The organism is Amycolatopsis camponoti (genome assembly GCF_902497555.1).
Classification (GTDB): Bacteria; Actinomycetota; Actinomycetes; order Mycobacteriales; family Pseudonocardiaceae; genus Amycolatopsis; species Amycolatopsis camponoti.
On sequence record NZ_CABVGP010000003.1, the window covers coordinates 78,256 to 93,102 of the forward strand.

Consider the following 14,847-nt stretch of genomic DNA (forward strand, 5'->3'; position numbering starts at 1 on the left):
CTCACGCCTCCGTGGCGAGGTCGGTGATCGCCGCGACGTGCTCGCCGGACAGCTCGATTTCCGCTGCCGCCAGGTTGTCCTGCAGGTGCGCGACGCTGGTCGTGCCCGGGATCGGCAGCATCACCGGCGAACGGTGCAGCAACCACGCCAGCGCGATCTGCCGGGCCGTCACCCCGTGCCGGGCGGCGATCGGCTCGATCACCGCCATGACCTTGTCCGTGTCCGGCCCTTCGGTGAGCGTGACCGGGTGCCAGGGTGAGAAGACCGCACCGCTGTTCTCGGCTGCCCGCAGGAGGTCCGCGCCGGTGCGCGCACTGGCGTTGAAATGGGCTGTGACCGCCGCGATCTCCACGATGTCCTGGGCGGCCCGGAACTGTTCGAGGGTCACATTGGACAGTCCGACGTGCCGGATCAGCCCTTCCTCCCGCAACGCCGCGAGAGTGGCGACCTGGTCCTCGAACGGCACGTCCGTGGCGCGACCGCTGTGCAGGTAGTAGAGGTCGATCGTGTCCACCCCCAGCCGGCGCGCGCTCAGGTGGGCACTCTGCCGCAGGTAGTTCGCATTGCCGACCGCGCCGAGGGTCGCGTAGTCGAATCCGCCGCGCACGAACCCGCCCTTGGTCGCGATGACCAGGTCGTCCGGGTAAGGGTGGAGCGCGTCGCGGATGAGGACCTCGTTGGTGTGCGGCCCGTAGACGTCGGCGGTGTCGATGAACGTGACACCGGCGTCGACGGCCGCGCGCAGCACGGCGATGCCGCCGTCGCGGTCGGGGTACTCGCCCCAGACCTGCTTTCCGGTCAGCTGCATGGCACCGAAACCGATCCGGCCGACCCGCAGGTCACCGCCGATGGTGAGAACTCTCGAAGTCATCCGGACCTCCTGATAGAGTGATAGACGACTTCTCATTTTAACGGAGTCCAGTTATCACTTACAAGAGCTGGAGGTATCCCGGTTGACGCTCGCCGAGTTGCTCGCCGAACGCCGCCCACACCGCGCCGACGCCCGGCGCAACTTCGACGCCCTGGTCGCCGCCGCCACCGAGGCGTACACCGAGCTCGGCGCGGACGTGCCCATGGAGGAAATCGCCCGGCGCGCCAGCGTCGGCATCGCCACGCTCTACCGCAACTTCCCAACCCGCACGGACTTGATGGAGTACGTCTACCTGACCTCCGTCGACGAACTCGTCCGCTACGGGCGGCAGCTCGACCAGTCCGACCCGTGGGCGGCTCTCTCCGATTGGCTGAGCCGGTTCGTCACGCACCTGGCGACCAAGCACGTGCTCACCACGGTCCTCACCCGCGAGTCCCCGGCGTACCTGCCCAGCCGCGAAGCGATCTACGGCGTCGCCGACCCGCTGTTCGAGCTGGCCCAGCGAACCGGGGTGGTGCGTGCCGATGTCAACGCCGATGACGTCATGCGCCTGGTGTTCGCGGTGACCGCCGGGATCTACGTCGACGACACGCAGCGCAAGCGCGTCATCGGGATCGTGCTCGACGGGATCCGCCCCGCGGCAAGCTGACACGGGCGGTCAGCCGGCGACAGGGGCACCACCGAGGGCAGCCGTGACGCTGCGAAGCGTGGCCGCGCGGATCGCCCGGCTGCGTTCGCCCGAGGGAAGCGCGCGGGCGATCGTCACGGCACCCACGACCGAGGCCACCAGAGCCCACGCGGACTCGGCCTGTTCCGCCGGGGAGCCGGCCATCGCCGGGGTGAGCAGCTCGACCAGGGTCGCCATGCGACGCTCATAGGCCTCCCGGACCGCCTCGCTCGCGCGGGAGACGTCCGCGGTGAGCGCCGGCATGAGGCAGCCGTCCGCCACGGCCGCGCAGTGCTCGTCGCTCAGGTAGAAGTGCAGGAACTCGGCGAGGCGGCGACGCCGCTCAGCCGGGTCCGGGTCGTCGATCACCGCGAACTCGGCCCCGAGCTGCTCGGCCACCACCTGCTCGAGGAACGCCTCCTTGCTGCCGAAGTTCGAGTAGATGGCTCCGGACGTCACGTCCGCGGCTGCCGCGAGGCCGTCGACGCCGACGCCTCCGAAACCTTTCTCCTTCAGCGGGCGAGCCGCCGCGGCCAGGATCGCGGCGCGCGCCGTCTTCTTGTGGTCCTTCGGGTACCGCACGCCGGGTCCTCACCTTCCGCCCTTGCCTTCGCGCTGGCGCCACCATACGATAGCGATCGTTATATAGCGATCGTTATTCTATGGCGGATCGCTCCTCGGATCGTGAAGAGAAAGGAGACACCCCCATGTCCACGAGCCACAACGAAGCCCCCACCCGCACGGTGGACGTCGACGGAACCGCTTTCGCCTACCGGGAACTCGGCACCGGATCGGGCGTTCCGGTCATCCTGCTGCACCACTTCACGGCGGTTCTCGACGACTGGGACCCCGCCGTGGTCGACGGCTTGGCCGCGGAACGCCGGGTCATCCTGGTCGACCTGCGCGGCGTCGGCGCCACGGGCGGCAGCACACCCGACAGCGTGGAGGCCATGGCCGCGGACGCCGTCGCCTTCGTTCGCGCGCTCGGCCTGGCGACCGTCGACCTGCTCGGCTTCTCCCTCGGCGGCATGGTCGCGCAAGCGTTCGTCCGGCAGGAACCGGACCTCGTCCGCCGCCTGATCCTGGCGGGCACCTCACCCGCGGGCGACGCCGGACCGGCGAACGCCTTCCCGGTGCTGCAGGAGGCCATCGAGAAGGCAACCGGCGCGGGCAAGCACCCCAAGCACTTCCTGTTCTTCTCCCCCACGGAGACCAGCCAGGCCGCCGCCGACGCGTTCCTCGGCCGTCTTGAGCAGCGCACCGCCGACCGCGACCCGGCGGCCACGAACGAGACCATCGGGGCCCAGGTCACCGCGCTGGCCAAGTGGGAGCGCAGCAGCACACCGGCCGGCCTCGCGAACGTCTCGCAGCCCGTCCTGGTGGTCAACGGGGACAACGACGTCATGATCCCGACGATCAGCTCGTTCACCCTCGCCCGGGCGCTGCCGAACGCCCGGCTGAGCATCTACCCGGACTCGGGCCACGGGGCGCTCTTCCAGCACCACGAGCTGTTCGTCCGGCAGGCGCTGGACTTCCTCCGCGACTGACCGCCGGCTACTTCACCACGGGCAGGACGATGTTCGACGGGTGGGCCGCGTCGTGGTGAACGGTGTGTGTCACCGGGGTGAGCGTCGTCGCCGTCCCCGGTGCTTCTCCAGTGCCGGGGTTGCGGGCGAACCGCGGGAACGCGCCGCCCGAGAGCTGCAGCCGGATGCGGTGTCCGGCGTCGAACCGGTGGGCCGTGGGGTCGAGCGTGATCTCGACCCTGCGGACTTCGCCGGGCGTCGCATCCGCCTCGGCGAATCGGATGATCCGGTCGGTGACGTTGGTCGAGCGACCGGCGGGGTCGACGTCGCACACGCGGGCGAAGAGATCGGCGTGTGCGTTGTCGGAGGCCAGGTGCAGCTCCACGACCGGCCGGCCGTGCACTTCGACGGAAGCGATCAGCGGCGCGGTCGTGAACGTGAGCACGTCGGCGCGCTGTTCCAGTTTCCGGTTGTCCCGGGCTCCGCCGCTGGGAGCCATGAGACGTCCACCGACCGACGGCGTCGGATCCGCCGGGTCGTAGCGCAACCGCGTGGTTCCGGCATCGTCCGCGGGCGGCGCCGGGGTGAGCTGCCGCGCCGCCCCCAAGTACCAGGTGGTCGGCGTCGTGTTTTCGGGCGGCCAGCTCTGGTGCTGCTGCCATTCGCCGGCTCCGCCGACGAACATTTGGACCGGCGCTTCGCGGGTCTCGGCGGAACGGCCCGCGACGTGGGTGTCCAGCCAGGCGATCGCCTGCGGCATCGAGACCTTGTTGTCGACGGTGAGGTGCGTCCACGGGCCGATGGTCAGCGCGACCTCGACGTCGCGTGAGCGCAAGGTCCGGTACTGCTCCAGCGTCTGGTTGAGGAAGTAGTCGTGCCAGCCGCCGATCAGCAGCGTGGGTACCGTGGTCCGCGTCAGCGCTTCGGTGACGCGGAACCGTTCCCAGTAGGGATCGTGGACGTCGGGGTGGTCGATCCAGTCGTCGTACCAGGGCGCGCCCTTGCCGCCCAGGTCGTCCATCGCGCCGCGCAGTGGCAGCCGATTCAGTGCGCCGCGCAGCCGGTGTTCGGCGCGCACCATCCGGATCAGACCGGTGACCGGGCCGGTGGTTTCCTGGTGGGACAGGAGATCGGCCCAGCTGAGCATGTTGAACAGGTCGAGCGGGCCCTGCTGGTAGGCGGCGTCGGCGAGGTCGTGCACGCCGATCATGACGACCATGGCTTTCAGCTCGGGCGGAGGATCCGTTGCCAGTGCCCACTGCGTGAAGCCCAGGTAGCTGCCGCCGGCGGTGGCGAGGCGTCCGTCGAACCAGTCCTGCGTGCGCAGCCACGCGACGGTGTCGTGGGCGTCGTCGGCTTCGCTGACGCCCGGCTCGAAGGCGCCTCCGGAGCCAAAAGTGCCTCGGGTGCTTTGGAACAGGACGTGGTAGCCGCGTTCGGCGTAGAGCTGGGCCGACAGCAGCGCGTAGAGCAGTCCGCGGCCGTACGGGCAGCGGACCAGGATGGTGGGAACGGGCTCGGTGATCACCGGGATGTAGTGATCGGCGAGCAAAGTCACGCCGTCCCGCATCCGCACCGGGACGTTCCGCTCGACCCGAACCCGGTTGCGCTTGGCGGGCAGCCGCCACTGCCGTCCGGCGGCCGCACCGAGGAAGCTCTGGACGGGTCCGAGTGGCTTACCGCTGCGCATGAAAGTCTCCTTGGTCGTGGTCGGGTGCGCGTCAGGGCACGGTGTAGCCGCCGTCGATCGGCAGCGCCACGCCGGTGATGAAGCCGGCCTTGTCGGAGCAGAGCCAGACGACGGCGTCGGCGATCTCGGCGGCTTGGGCGATCCGGCCGACCGGGTGCGCCGCGAGGAGCGACTTCATCGGCTCGGCCGCGGGATCCATGGACGCGATCATCGGAGTTTCGACCAGACCCGGGCACAGCGCGTTGACCCGGACACCCAGCGGGGCGACCTCGAGCGCCGAGCTCTTGGTCATGCTGATCTCCGCCGCTTTCGTCGCGGTGTACCCCGAGAAACCGGCCACACCGACCAGTCCCGCGCCCGACGACATGTTCACCACCGAGCCGAAGCCCTGCGCCGCCATCTGCTTCAGCTCGTGCTTCATCGACAGGAAGACACCGCGGACGTTGATCGCGATCATCTTGTCCAGCATGTCGGTCGGATAGTCGGCGGTGAGCTGGTACTCCCCGTCGTAGCCGGCGTTGTTCACAGCGATGTCCAGCCGGCCGGTGTCCCCGATCGCGGCTGCGACCGCAGCCTCGACGGCCGACTCGACGGTCACGTCCGCCACGACGTGGCGGGCCGCTCCCCCGTTGGCCTGGACCAGCCGCACGGTTTCGTCCAGCGTGTCCCGGGTGCGACCGGCGACGGTGACCAACGCGCCTTCGGCGGCCAGTGCGAGCGCTGTCGCGCGCCCGATGCCGGAACCGCCGCCGGTGACGAGCGCCGTCCTGCCTGCGAACTGCTGTGTCATGTCGCCTCTCCTCCTGCCGGGGACGGTGCTCAGTACCGGACGTCGGCAGCGCGAAGCAACGGGGACACCGCCGAAGGCCGGCCGTCCACGGTGGCTCCCGCGAACTGCATGCTCGGCGCCAGCACCGCGTTGTTCTCGGCGGGAAAGTTCAGTCTCGGAGCCGACACCTCGTCCAGCGCCGCGCGGTGGGCCTCGTCCAGCGTCACCGCCAGGGCACCGAGGTTGGTCTCGAACTGGTCCATCCGGCGCGCACCGATCACGACGGAGCTGATCCCTGGCCGCCGCAGCGCCCAAGCCAGGGCGACCTGAGCGGCCGGGACACCGATTTCCCCGGCGACGGTGTTGAGCGCGTCGATCACGACCAGCTCGGCGTCGCCGGGCATCCGCGCCCGCGTGGTGTCGACGTCGGTCCTGGTGGCGCTGGAGTACTTGCCGGACAGGAACCCGCCCCGCAGCGGCGACCACGGCAGCACGCCCATGCCCATGGCTTGGGCCATCGGGATCAGCTCACCTTCCGAGGTCCGTTCCAGCAGGGAGTACTCCAGTTGCAGGGCGATCACCGGAGCCCAGCCACGCAGCTGCGCGATGGTGGCCGCTTCGGCGGTGGCCCAGGCCGGGATGTCCGAGAACCCGACGTAGCGGATCTTGCCGGCGCTGACGAGATCGTCGAGCGCGCGCAGGGTTTCCTCGACCGGCGTGGCGGGGTCGAAGTTGTGCAGCCAGTAGAGGTCGACGTAATCGGTCTGCAGGCGCCGCAGCGAGTTCTCGAGCTGTTGCACGATCGCCTTACGGCTGGGTCCGCCGCCGTTCGGGTCGTTCTCGTACAGGTTGCCGAAGAACTTCGTGGCGAGCACGAGCCGGTCACGCAGCCCCAGCCGCTCGGTCAGGAAGTCCCCGATGATGTGTTCCGCATGGCCGTTGGTGTAGAGGTTCGCGGTGTCGATCGAGTTGCCACCACGGTCCACATAGGCCTCAAGGATCTTCTTCGACTCATCGGGACTCGCGCCCCAGCCCCAATCTTCCCCGAACGTCATCGTGCCCAGCGTGAACGGGCTGATCCGAAGACCTGATCGGCCAAGGGTGACGTAGTCGTCCAGGGACACTGTGGACCTCCGGGTTGCTGGGCGGTGGGACACACCGGCGAGGTCATCCCCCCGGCACCGCCAGTGAACCCCCGCCGCTGTCGATCACCTAGACCGATGCGCTCGACTCGATGCACGATCCGCTCAAGTTCGCCCCGATAGTGGGTATGGACCAGCCAGTCACGGCTGTGCTTCACTCGAACGGTGAGTCATCTCGCGGAGCTCGGACGCCGCATCACGCGGCTGGCCGGCGACGACCTGCGCCCGGCCTGGCTCGGCGACGTGCTGCTGTTCACCGCCGCCCACGTCACCGAACCGATGAGCTCGGTGACCGAACCGATGCTCGTCCTCGTCGTGCAGGGCGCGAAGCGGTCGGCGCTCGGCGATCGCGTCTTCGAACACCACCCCGGCCAGGCCGTCGTCTTCACCGTCGACCTGCCGCTGATCTCCCAGATCATCGACGCCAGCCCGCGCAAGCCGTTCCTCACACTCGGCCTGCGCCTGCGGCCCGCGACGATCGCGCAGCTGCTGATCGACGGCGGACCGGTCCCGGCCGGCCCGCACGACGGATCGGGAATGGCGATCAGCGACGCGGACGACGACCTGCTCGACGCGCTGGTCCGGCTCCTGCGGCTGTTCGACGACCCACGCGACCTCAAAGTCCTGGGCGCCGGCGTCCGGCGCGAAATCCACTGGCGACTGCTGAACGGCCCCCACGCCGCCCTGATGAGGCAGGCCGGCCTGGCCGACAGCCGTGTCGCGCTCGTCGCCCGCGCGACCGAATGGGTCCGCGCGCGCTACGACCGCGTGATCCACATCGACGAACTGGCCGCCGACATCGGCACCAGCACCTCGTCCCTCAACCGGCACTTCCGCGCCGTCACCACGATGAGCCCCCTCCAGTACCAGAAGCAGATCCGGCTGCAGAAAGCCCGGATGGAACTCATCGCCGCACCGCACGACGTCGCGGCAATCGGCCACGCGGTCGGCTACGACAGTTCGTCGCAGTTCAGCCGCGAGTACCGGCGGACGTTCGGCGCCCCACCGGGACAGGACGCCCTCCGCCTCCAGTCAGCCGTGATCGTCCGCGAATAGGGGAGCCGACAGGTGCCGCACGAACCAGTCGCGCGCCGCCTGCGAGGCCACGGCGAAGCCCTGGCCGGTGTAGGCGTCGAAATGACCGCCCGGCAGGAAGACGATGTCCTTCGGTTCGGCGGCGCTGGAGTAGGCGACGGCGGCGAGGTTGCCGCCGGTCAGGCCGTCTTCGCTGCCGACGATCATCAGCAGCGGCGTCGGCGTGACCTCCGGCAGGTACTTCGCCGGCTCGTAGCAGTAGTAGTTGTCCAGGCTGCGCAGCGTGACCTCGTTGGGCCACGCCGGATCGAGCTCGGCCCGCGCGTGGGTGAACCACTCGTGGGAGTCCCGCGTCGGCAGCCCGACCAGCCGCCCCGGGTCGGCCCCGACCACCGGGATGGTCGCGGCTGCCTCGCCCCGCGCGCGAGCCCGGCGGTCGGCCGTGAACACGTCCGGGCCGACGACCTGGTTGTCCACCCGCGCCAGGTTCGCGTAGGTCGCGCGGCCACTGACGAACGGCGCCTGCGTGACCACGGCCTTCACCCGCCGGTCCATCGCCGCGACGACGTAGGCGTGCGCACCCGAGAAACTCGTCCCCCACACACCGATGCGGTCGGGGTCCACTTCGGACCGGTTCTGGGCGTAAGTGATGGCGTGCCGGTAGTCGCCGACCTGAACCCACGGGTCGATCTCGTGCCGCGGCTGCCCCGGCGCCGCCTCGGAATCGCCCCAGCCGCGGTTGTCGTACACCAGCACAGCCAGCCCCGCGGCGGCGAACACCTCCGCGAACCGATCGAGGTACATCCGCCTCGTCGAACTCCAGCCGTGGGCCATCACGACACACGGCGCCCGCCCGCCGGCCCCCTCGGCCTCGTAGAACCAGCCTCGCAGCAACGCTCCTTCGGCATCGAATTCGATGTCGTGACGCATCATTCCTCCTCGAAAACCCGCTGGCGGATCTGCTTGCCGACAAAGCCGGCTACGTCGTCGATCTCCCGGCCGCGCACGTCGTGGCCCAGCCCGGGATACACGTGGACCTCGGCGGTGGCGTGGCGAGCGAGCCACCGTTCGGTGCGCACGAGCGCGCCGGCCGGGATGACCCGGTCGTCCCGCCCCCGCCCCCAGTAGACGGGCGGCCGCGTGACGCTGAGCGATGCGTCGCCGGGCTGCTCGTCCCGCACGACGAACCCCGCCAGGTTCACGCAGTAGGCGAACCGGTGCGGCGCCAACCGCATGAGCTGATGGGCCATGGCGCCGCCTTGCGAAAAGCCGAGCAGCCCGATCGACGGCGCCTCGATGGTCTCCAGCCACGAGAGCACGTCCAGCGCCGCCGCGTTCGCCACCGCCGGCCGCGGATCACCGATCGGGTTGCCCGTACTGGGGAACCACGCATAGCCACCGGCTTCGGGAATCCTCGCCCGCACCGAGGCGACCACGACCTCCTCCGGCAATCGCGGCGTGACCAGCCGGTACAGGTGCGTCTCGTCGTAGCTCCAGCCGTGCAGCATCACCAGCAGCGGCCGTGCCCCGCGGGCACGCTCCTCTTCGGACCACAGCACCGCCCCGCGGTCCATCCCCGGTTCCCGGTTCATGCTGCGGCGAGCTCGTTCAGCGGGTCGGTGTGCGCGGGCGTCCAGCCCAGCTCACGCTGCGCTTTGGCCGAGGTGAGCTGCTGGTCGAGGGCGAAGGCGTCGGCGATCGGACCCATCTGCTCGCGGGCCTGCTCGAGGGTGAGGGAGACGGTCTTCCCGTCGAGCCCGGCGGCGCGGGCGCACGCCTCGGCGACCTCCTTGGCGGTCGGGTTGACCCCGCCCACGCCGAGGTACACCGAGCCCGCCGGAGCCGACAGCGCCGCCGCGTAGAGCCGGGCGAGGTCGTCGAGGTGGATCAGCGCCCAGTGGTTGCCGCCGTCGCCGATGTACGGGATCGCCCCGCTTTCCTTGCCCGGCTGCACGACGAAGATGTCGATCAGGCGGTTGTCGCCGCCGTAGAGCAGGCCGGGCTGGACGACGACCGGCCGCCCGCCGCCGGCCGCCCGGGCCAGCACCGCGTCCTCGACGGCCCGGCGCCACGCCACGATGGCCGGCGGATTCCACGGTGCGCTCTCGTCCTGCACGCCGTCGGTGTCGCCGTAGACCCAGCTGCCGCCGGTGTGGACGTAGGTGCCGCCGCCGACGCCGTCCTGCATCGCGGTGGCGGCCGCCAGGTCCTCCTCGCCGCTGGTTGCCTGGGCGAGGTGGATCACGGCTTCCGCCCGCGCCGCCGCCTGGTTGAGCACGCCGAGGTCGGTCAGGCCACCACGGACCGCGCTCGCCCCGGCGGCGACCACGGCCGCCTCGGCACGCTCGCTGCGCGCGAGCGCCTCGACGGTGTGCCCGCGCCCCACTAGTTCGCCGATCGTCGCCCGGCCGATGTAACCCGAACCGCCCGTGAGGAAAATCTTCATCGCTGTCCCTTCAACCGGAATCCGTTCTTCCTCCACGGTGGCCCGGGCACCCGCTGTGCGTCCAAGACCCGTTTCGTGCGCTGTGATGCCCTGACGGCATCACCGACCTGCGATGATGGGTGACGAGAGCGGGAGGTGCGCCGACGTGGACTTCGACTTGCGGAAGCTGCGGTACTTCGTCGCGGTGGCCGAAGAGCTGCACTTCGGGCGGGCCGCCGCGCAGCTGCACATCGCCCAGCCGGCGTTGTCGCGCCAGATCCGCGCCCTCGAGGACGAGCTGAAGACGCTCCTGTTCGTCCGCGACCGCCGGACCACGGTCCTCACCGTGGCCGGTGAACAGCTCCTGGCCGACGCCCGCGACCTGCTGGCGGCGGCCGAAGCCGTGCACCGGAGGGTCACAGCCGCGGGCGAGGCGAAGCCGGTGCTCACGGTCGGGTTCATGCCGGGCATCGTGGTCACCCCGGCGGTGCGGGTGCTGGCCCGGCAGCGGCCGGACGTCGGCGTCCGGTTGCTGCGCACGAGCTGGCACGACCAGGTGGAGGTCGTCCACGACGGCCGCGTGGACGTCAGCATCGTCCGGCTGCCGATCGACCAGCGCGGGCTGACCGTGCGGCCGCTGTTCACCGAACCCCGCGTCGTGATGGTGCCCGCCGGGCACCGGCTGGCCGGGAAGGAGTCCGTGTCGGTCACCGAACTCGCCGACGAGCACCTGCTGCAGGACCCCGACGCCGTCCCGGAGTGGCGGGACATCGCGCTCGAACTGCGCAAGCCGGACCGCCCCGAGGTCCCGCGCATCCACAGTGTCGAAGAGAAACTGGAACTGGTGGCCGCCGGAGCGGGTATCAGCGTCATCCCGTTGTCGACGGCGACGTTCTACACCCGCCCGGACGTCATCGCCATCCCGGTCGAGGACGTCGGCCCGAACCAGGTTTGCCTGGCTTGGCTCACGACGCGCCGGTCACCCCTGATCGACGCCTTCCTCGACGCCGCTGCAAGCCTGGTGCCCTAGACCTGGCAAGCACGCCAGTCGGCTTCCGCGAACGCACCGCTCAGCGCGACGATGTCTGGCATCACACCGCGTCATCGAATCCGCTTCGGACAGGCCCAGCACCTTCTCGCAACTCAGCGGTCGCCGCTCTGGCTGAACGCCGCAGACCGGTCAGCTGACGACGGGCGCGGCCGTTCGGCCTCCTCGCGCGACGCTGACGAGTTCGCCGCACAGGCACCGCCCTGAGCGTCGTCTTTGGCCGCGATGTAGGGCGTCCAGTGGTGACCGACTCGCTTGTTCCACGCGTCCGCAGTGGTGACCTCGATACCGGTCATGCTGGCAAGCACGGCCGCCGGCAGCTCCGCGGCGAGCGCGAGCCGTGCGGTGTTGCGCGCGGAGAGGACAGGAATGCCATGCTCACGGAGCCGGTTGTAGAGCGTGCTGGGCAGGACGGGACGGTGAGCGGCCTTACCGGGATAAGGCAGAGGTGATACGCCCGACAATTTGCTGAGCGCCCGTGTTCCGCTTGTGGGTTGCGTGGCCAGCTGCGTCAGGAGCTTGCCTAGCTTTGGTGGTATCGCCAGGAGGTGGCAGTCGACATGCAGCGACACTGCGCCGTCGTCGACGCGGACGTGATCTCGGCGTAGCTGGACGACCTTGGTGATCGACAGGCCGAACAGCAGAGTCAGCGCTCCGGCGACTCGCACGTGTAGTGGCAGAGCCTCGTCGTCGAGACAGCGCCGGAGCTGGGCCAGCCGCTCTCCGGAATCGAGATAGTTCGCTCGTTGCGGGTAGGCCGGTAGCGGCACCCGGACCCGCGGATCCGTAATGCCTTGGGTCCGGGCCCAGTTCAGGAAAGGATACAGGTGGCGGTAGTAGCCGCGGCCCTCAGTCAGCCATTCATCCAGGAGCGACTGGGTCAGCTCCGGAAGGCCGACACCCACTTCGTCAAGCCACGTGAGAAGCCGTGCCGCGGCACGAAACAGCGGCGGAATCGGCGCCGGCACACTGCCACCGACACCACGGCGTGCCACAACACGTTGCGCCTTGGGCAGCACGTACCAGCGAACATACTGCGTCAGAATGCGAACATGGGAGGCGGGAAGAGATGCGAGTTCGTCCCGGAGCCAGGCATCGATGCGCTGCAGGTACTCCGCATCGCGCAGAGGAAGAATGTCGCATGACATCAGCAGATCCCGTATGTCGTGCACCGGAGACCGGTGCGGCAGTTCATCGAGCATCTCGTGGGTGACGGGCGACTGCGCAGCGATCACCTCACGCAGCAAGCGCGCGACACGGCTGCGTTTGAACCAGTTAATCATCTTCAGTGGTTCGTCCGTGGTCAGGAGTGCCTCGCGTAGCGGGGTCCATTGATCTGCCGAGCTGCCCGCCGTGGCGAATAGCTGCTGCACCTCGGCGGTTAACGCGCAGGCGGCGCAGCACGTCCCGGTGTAAAGGTCGTTCCTGGCGTCGCAGTGGAGGCAGGCGTAATCAAAGGCGGAATCCGAGCATCGACCACACCACCGCTCGCTCCCAGAAGGTGACCGCGCGATCAGCGGACGGGTTTCTCCGCAGATGTCGCACGGCCGCCAGGATCGCATTGTCCTGTAGTAGCAAGGCTTGCAGACGACACCGAGCGGCCACTGCACGGCCGGAGGCCGCGACGTGTCGCACAGCGCGCACGTCACCAAAGGGCGCCGACGCGGCTGCGGAGGACGAGGTGGCCGCGGCGGATGACGCATCCGGTGCAGGCATGTCGGACACAGCGGGCCGCGGGTGGTGGCGCGCCACGCGCCGCCGGTGGCGCCGCAGTCGCTGCAAGGGCGCACGAGTTCAGTGCACCGCAGGCAGATTCGCCCGTCCTCGAACGGCTCCGCGAGGAAGAAGCTGGGCTTTCGGCACCGCACGCAGTGCGGTGCCGAAATCGAAGAGCCAACGGTTCTGGAAAGAACGTGCGCCAGCGCCGGAAAGCCCGCGGGAACCGCCGACCGCGAGAGGGTGAGCGCATCGTCGTGTGCGCGGAGAAACGCGACGAGCTCGTCGACGTCACCGACATCGGCTAGGACGCTGCGAACCGCGGCTTCGAGGTCCCGCCGACCGGCCTGCGGCAGGTGCAGCTGCAAAACGGCCAAAAGCCGCCCGGTAGCCGGCGGAGACCAGGTGATCGCGTCGGCGGTCATGAGGGCTCAGGTCGACGGATTTTGCTCCGTCGCACAGTCGGCGCCGCACTAGAGCCGCCCACGGCCTTGCGCTGACCGCCGGCTGCCGGCCTGACCTCAATGAGGTCGTTGGGCTGACAGTCCAGGATGTTGCACAGCGCCGCGAACACGTCCATCGACAACCGTTGCGGCGGTGACGTCACCAATCGGTAGACCTGTTCGCGCGAGAGGGAGATACCGTGCTCACGCAGCGGTTTGACCAGGTCAGAGGTCTGAAACATGCCTCGTTCGGCCATCCGCAACCGTAGATGCCACTCGAACGTCATCGTCTTCGCCATCAGGTCTCCCACAGCTCCGGTGCCCACGAGGCGACAGCCTTCTGCATCAGCCGATTCCGGTAGTCGTCCGACACGCCCGTGTAGATCGCCGTGGTGCTGGCATGCCGGTGGCCCACCTGTTCCTGCACGAACCGGGGCGGGTAGCCGAACTCCACCAGGTGGGTGACGTAGGAGTGCCGTAGGCAGTGCAGGTCAAGCTCCGGATCCAGCCCTGCAGCATCCCTGACGGCCTGGAACGCCTCACTGATCCCGCGCCGCGCGAGCCGGCTGCCGCGTTCGGTGACCAGCAGCGCCGACTGCGACCTACGAATCAGCGTCGGACGGATTTCTTCGAGCCACTGCTCGAGCGGTTCGAGCACCCAGTCCATCTCGGGCACCAGCAGTACCGTGCGCGGTTTTGGCGGGCTGCCGTTGGACGACTTGCCCCACCGGACGAACAGTCCACCGCAGGTGCCGAACCGTGGAACGTGTGGGTTGGTCCGGAAGTCCGGCAGGTCAATTCCCCACGCTTCACGGCGCCGCAGACCGAACGCGTAGACCACTTTCAGCACCAGGGCGTTGCGCATGGCAGTCACAGATCCTTTGCGGCCTCGCGCTCGGATCTGCTCGATCAGGCCATCGGCGGTATCGAACAGCGCCTGCACTTCGTCGTAACTCAGCGGTCGCCGTCCTGGCCGGCATTCCACGTCTGCGACATGCCGGATGCTGTTGAACTCGTGCAGCACCATCTGCGGCGCGGAGCCGAAACGCTGCTCGCACACCACCGGCCAGCCATACCGCGGATCCGTGACATAGCCTAGAAAGAGCCGCAGCACGCACTCGTAGCCACGCATCGTCGACATCGCCAAAGGTCGCCCATTCGAGGTCAGATCAGCGAAGAACGCCTCGACCTCCGCGGATGTCCACTGCCATGGGTACTGGTTGGACACCCGCGCGACACGGCGCACGAAACCGACCCGGTTTTCGATCACCTGCGGCTTGACCGCACGCACACGCTGCTGTCGGTCCCAGCCGGACAACATCGCCTCGAAGACCGACGTCTCAGGATCGAGATAGGCGACCCCGTCGACGAGCATCAAGCCGGCGGAGCCCGTCAACTCAGTGCCGTTCTCCATGCGTTGCATTTAACACAACATTGTGGCAACGAGCCAGCGGATCGCCATCCGGATAGCCTAACGAGTGACAACCGCAGGCCGACGCGCCGGCCGCCGCCTCA

Annotated in this window: 15 protein-coding genes; 4 read left to right on the forward strand and 11 right to left on the reverse strand. The window is 69.1% G+C overall.

Annotation, left to right across the window (positions count from 1 at the left end):
* Window position 1 precedes the first annotated feature (1 nt).
* The gene (locus AA23TX_RS36660) at window positions 2–871 is read right to left on the reverse strand and encodes an aldo/keto reductase (protein WP_155547594.1); all 870 of its coding nucleotides are present in this window, start codon (window positions 869–871) and stop codon (window positions 2–4) included.
* 82 nt (window positions 872–953) lie between these two features.
* Between AA23TX_RS36660 and AA23TX_RS36665 the strand changes: the two genes are divergently transcribed.
* On the forward strand, window positions 954–1,520 hold the full coding sequence (locus AA23TX_RS36665) for a TetR/AcrR family transcriptional regulator (RefSeq protein WP_196425738.1): 567 nt from the start codon (window positions 954–956) through the stop codon (window positions 1,518–1,520).
* Between the two features lie 9 nt (window positions 1,521–1,529).
* Here the strand turns inward: AA23TX_RS36665 and AA23TX_RS36670 are convergent, their stop codons facing one another.
* Window positions 1,530–2,120 (reverse strand): TetR/AcrR family transcriptional regulator, encoded by a 591-nt coding sequence (locus tag AA23TX_RS36670; RefSeq protein ID WP_155547596.1) that lies wholly within the window; start codon window positions 2,118–2,120, stop codon window positions 1,530–1,532.
* 125 nt (window positions 2,121–2,245) lie between these two features.
* On the opposite strand from AA23TX_RS36670, the gene AA23TX_RS36675 reads away from it, so the two are divergent.
* Window positions 2,246–3,085: an alpha/beta fold hydrolase gene (locus AA23TX_RS36675; protein WP_155547597.1), complete on the forward strand. Its 840-nt coding sequence runs from the start codon at window positions 2,246–2,248 to the stop codon at window positions 3,083–3,085.
* A 7-nt stretch (window positions 3,086–3,092) separates the two neighbouring features.
* Here the strand turns inward: AA23TX_RS36675 and AA23TX_RS36680 are convergent, their stop codons facing one another.
* From AA23TX_RS36680 to AA23TX_RS36690, 3 genes are read right to left on the reverse strand one after another with little or no spacing between them, the layout of a single operon-like run.
* Window positions 3,093–4,754: a CocE/NonD family hydrolase gene (locus tag AA23TX_RS36680; protein ID WP_155547598.1), complete on the reverse strand. Its 1,662-nt coding sequence runs from the start codon at window positions 4,752–4,754 to the stop codon at window positions 3,093–3,095.
* Between the two features lie 31 nt (window positions 4,755–4,785).
* Window positions 4,786–5,544 carry an SDR family NAD(P)-dependent oxidoreductase gene (locus AA23TX_RS36685; protein ID WP_155547599.1) on the reverse strand — a complete coding sequence of 253 codons (759 nt, stop codon included), beginning with the start codon at window positions 5,542–5,544 and terminating at the stop codon, window positions 4,786–4,788.
* A 29-nt stretch (window positions 5,545–5,573) separates the two neighbouring features.
* Entirely contained in the window at window positions 5,574–6,647 is a 1,074-nt protein-coding gene (locus AA23TX_RS36690; protein WP_155547600.1) for an aldo/keto reductase, read from the reverse strand.
* Between the two features lie 183 nt (window positions 6,648–6,830).
* On the opposite strand from AA23TX_RS36690, the gene AA23TX_RS36695 reads away from it, so the two are divergent.
* Window positions 6,831–7,721 (forward strand): AraC family transcriptional regulator, encoded by an 891-nt coding sequence (locus tag AA23TX_RS36695; RefSeq protein ID WP_155547601.1) that lies wholly within the window; start codon window positions 6,831–6,833, stop codon window positions 7,719–7,721.
* Here the strand turns inward: AA23TX_RS36695 and AA23TX_RS36700 are convergent.
* Genes AA23TX_RS36700 through AA23TX_RS36710 form a run of 3 tightly spaced genes read right to left on the reverse strand, consistent with a single transcriptional unit; the run spans window position 7,698 to window position 10,146 of the window.
* Window positions 7,698–8,630: an alpha/beta hydrolase gene (locus AA23TX_RS36700; RefSeq protein WP_155547602.1), complete on the reverse strand. Its 933-nt coding sequence runs from the start codon at window positions 8,628–8,630 to the stop codon at window positions 7,698–7,700. The genes AA23TX_RS36695 and AA23TX_RS36700 overlap by 24 nt on opposite strands.
* The gene (locus AA23TX_RS36705) at window positions 8,630–9,292 is read right to left on the reverse strand and encodes an alpha/beta hydrolase (protein WP_155547603.1); all 663 of its coding nucleotides are present in this window, start codon (window positions 9,290–9,292) and stop codon (window positions 8,630–8,632) included. Before AA23TX_RS36705 ends, AA23TX_RS36700 begins: the two co-directional genes overlap by 1 nt.
* Window positions 9,289–10,146, reverse strand: a complete 858-nt coding sequence (locus AA23TX_RS36710) for an NAD-dependent epimerase/dehydratase family protein (RefSeq protein ID WP_155547604.1) — start codon at window positions 10,144–10,146, stop codon at window positions 9,289–9,291. The genes AA23TX_RS36705 and AA23TX_RS36710 overlap by 4 nt, the downstream gene beginning before the upstream one ends.
* A gap of 145 nt (window positions 10,147–10,291) precedes the next feature.
* On the opposite strand from AA23TX_RS36710, the gene AA23TX_RS36715 reads away from it, so the two are divergent.
* A complete protein-coding gene (locus tag AA23TX_RS36715; RefSeq protein WP_155547605.1) occupies window positions 10,292–11,155 on the forward strand; it encodes a LysR family transcriptional regulator in 864 nt (287 codons plus the stop codon).
* Between the two features lie 113 nt (window positions 11,156–11,268).
* On the opposite strand, the gene AA23TX_RS36720 is transcribed toward AA23TX_RS36715, so the two are convergent.
* The 3 genes from AA23TX_RS36720 to AA23TX_RS36730 are packed head-to-tail and all read right to left on the reverse strand — an operon-like array spanning window position 11,269 to window position 14,746.
* Entirely contained in the window at window positions 11,269–13,314 is a 2,046-nt protein-coding gene (locus AA23TX_RS36720; RefSeq protein ID WP_155547606.1) for a hypothetical protein, read from the reverse strand.
* Window positions 13,311–13,631, reverse strand: a complete 321-nt coding sequence (locus tag AA23TX_RS36725; protein WP_155547607.1) for a helix-turn-helix domain-containing protein — start codon at window positions 13,629–13,631, stop codon at window positions 13,311–13,313. The genes AA23TX_RS36720 and AA23TX_RS36725 overlap by 4 nt, the downstream gene beginning before the upstream one ends.
* Window positions 13,631–14,746 (reverse strand): tyrosine-type recombinase/integrase, encoded by a 1,116-nt coding sequence (locus AA23TX_RS36730; RefSeq protein ID WP_155547608.1) that lies wholly within the window; start codon window positions 14,744–14,746, stop codon window positions 13,631–13,633. The genes AA23TX_RS36725 and AA23TX_RS36730 overlap by 1 nt, the downstream gene beginning before the upstream one ends.
* Window positions 14,747–14,847 lie beyond the last annotated feature (101 nt).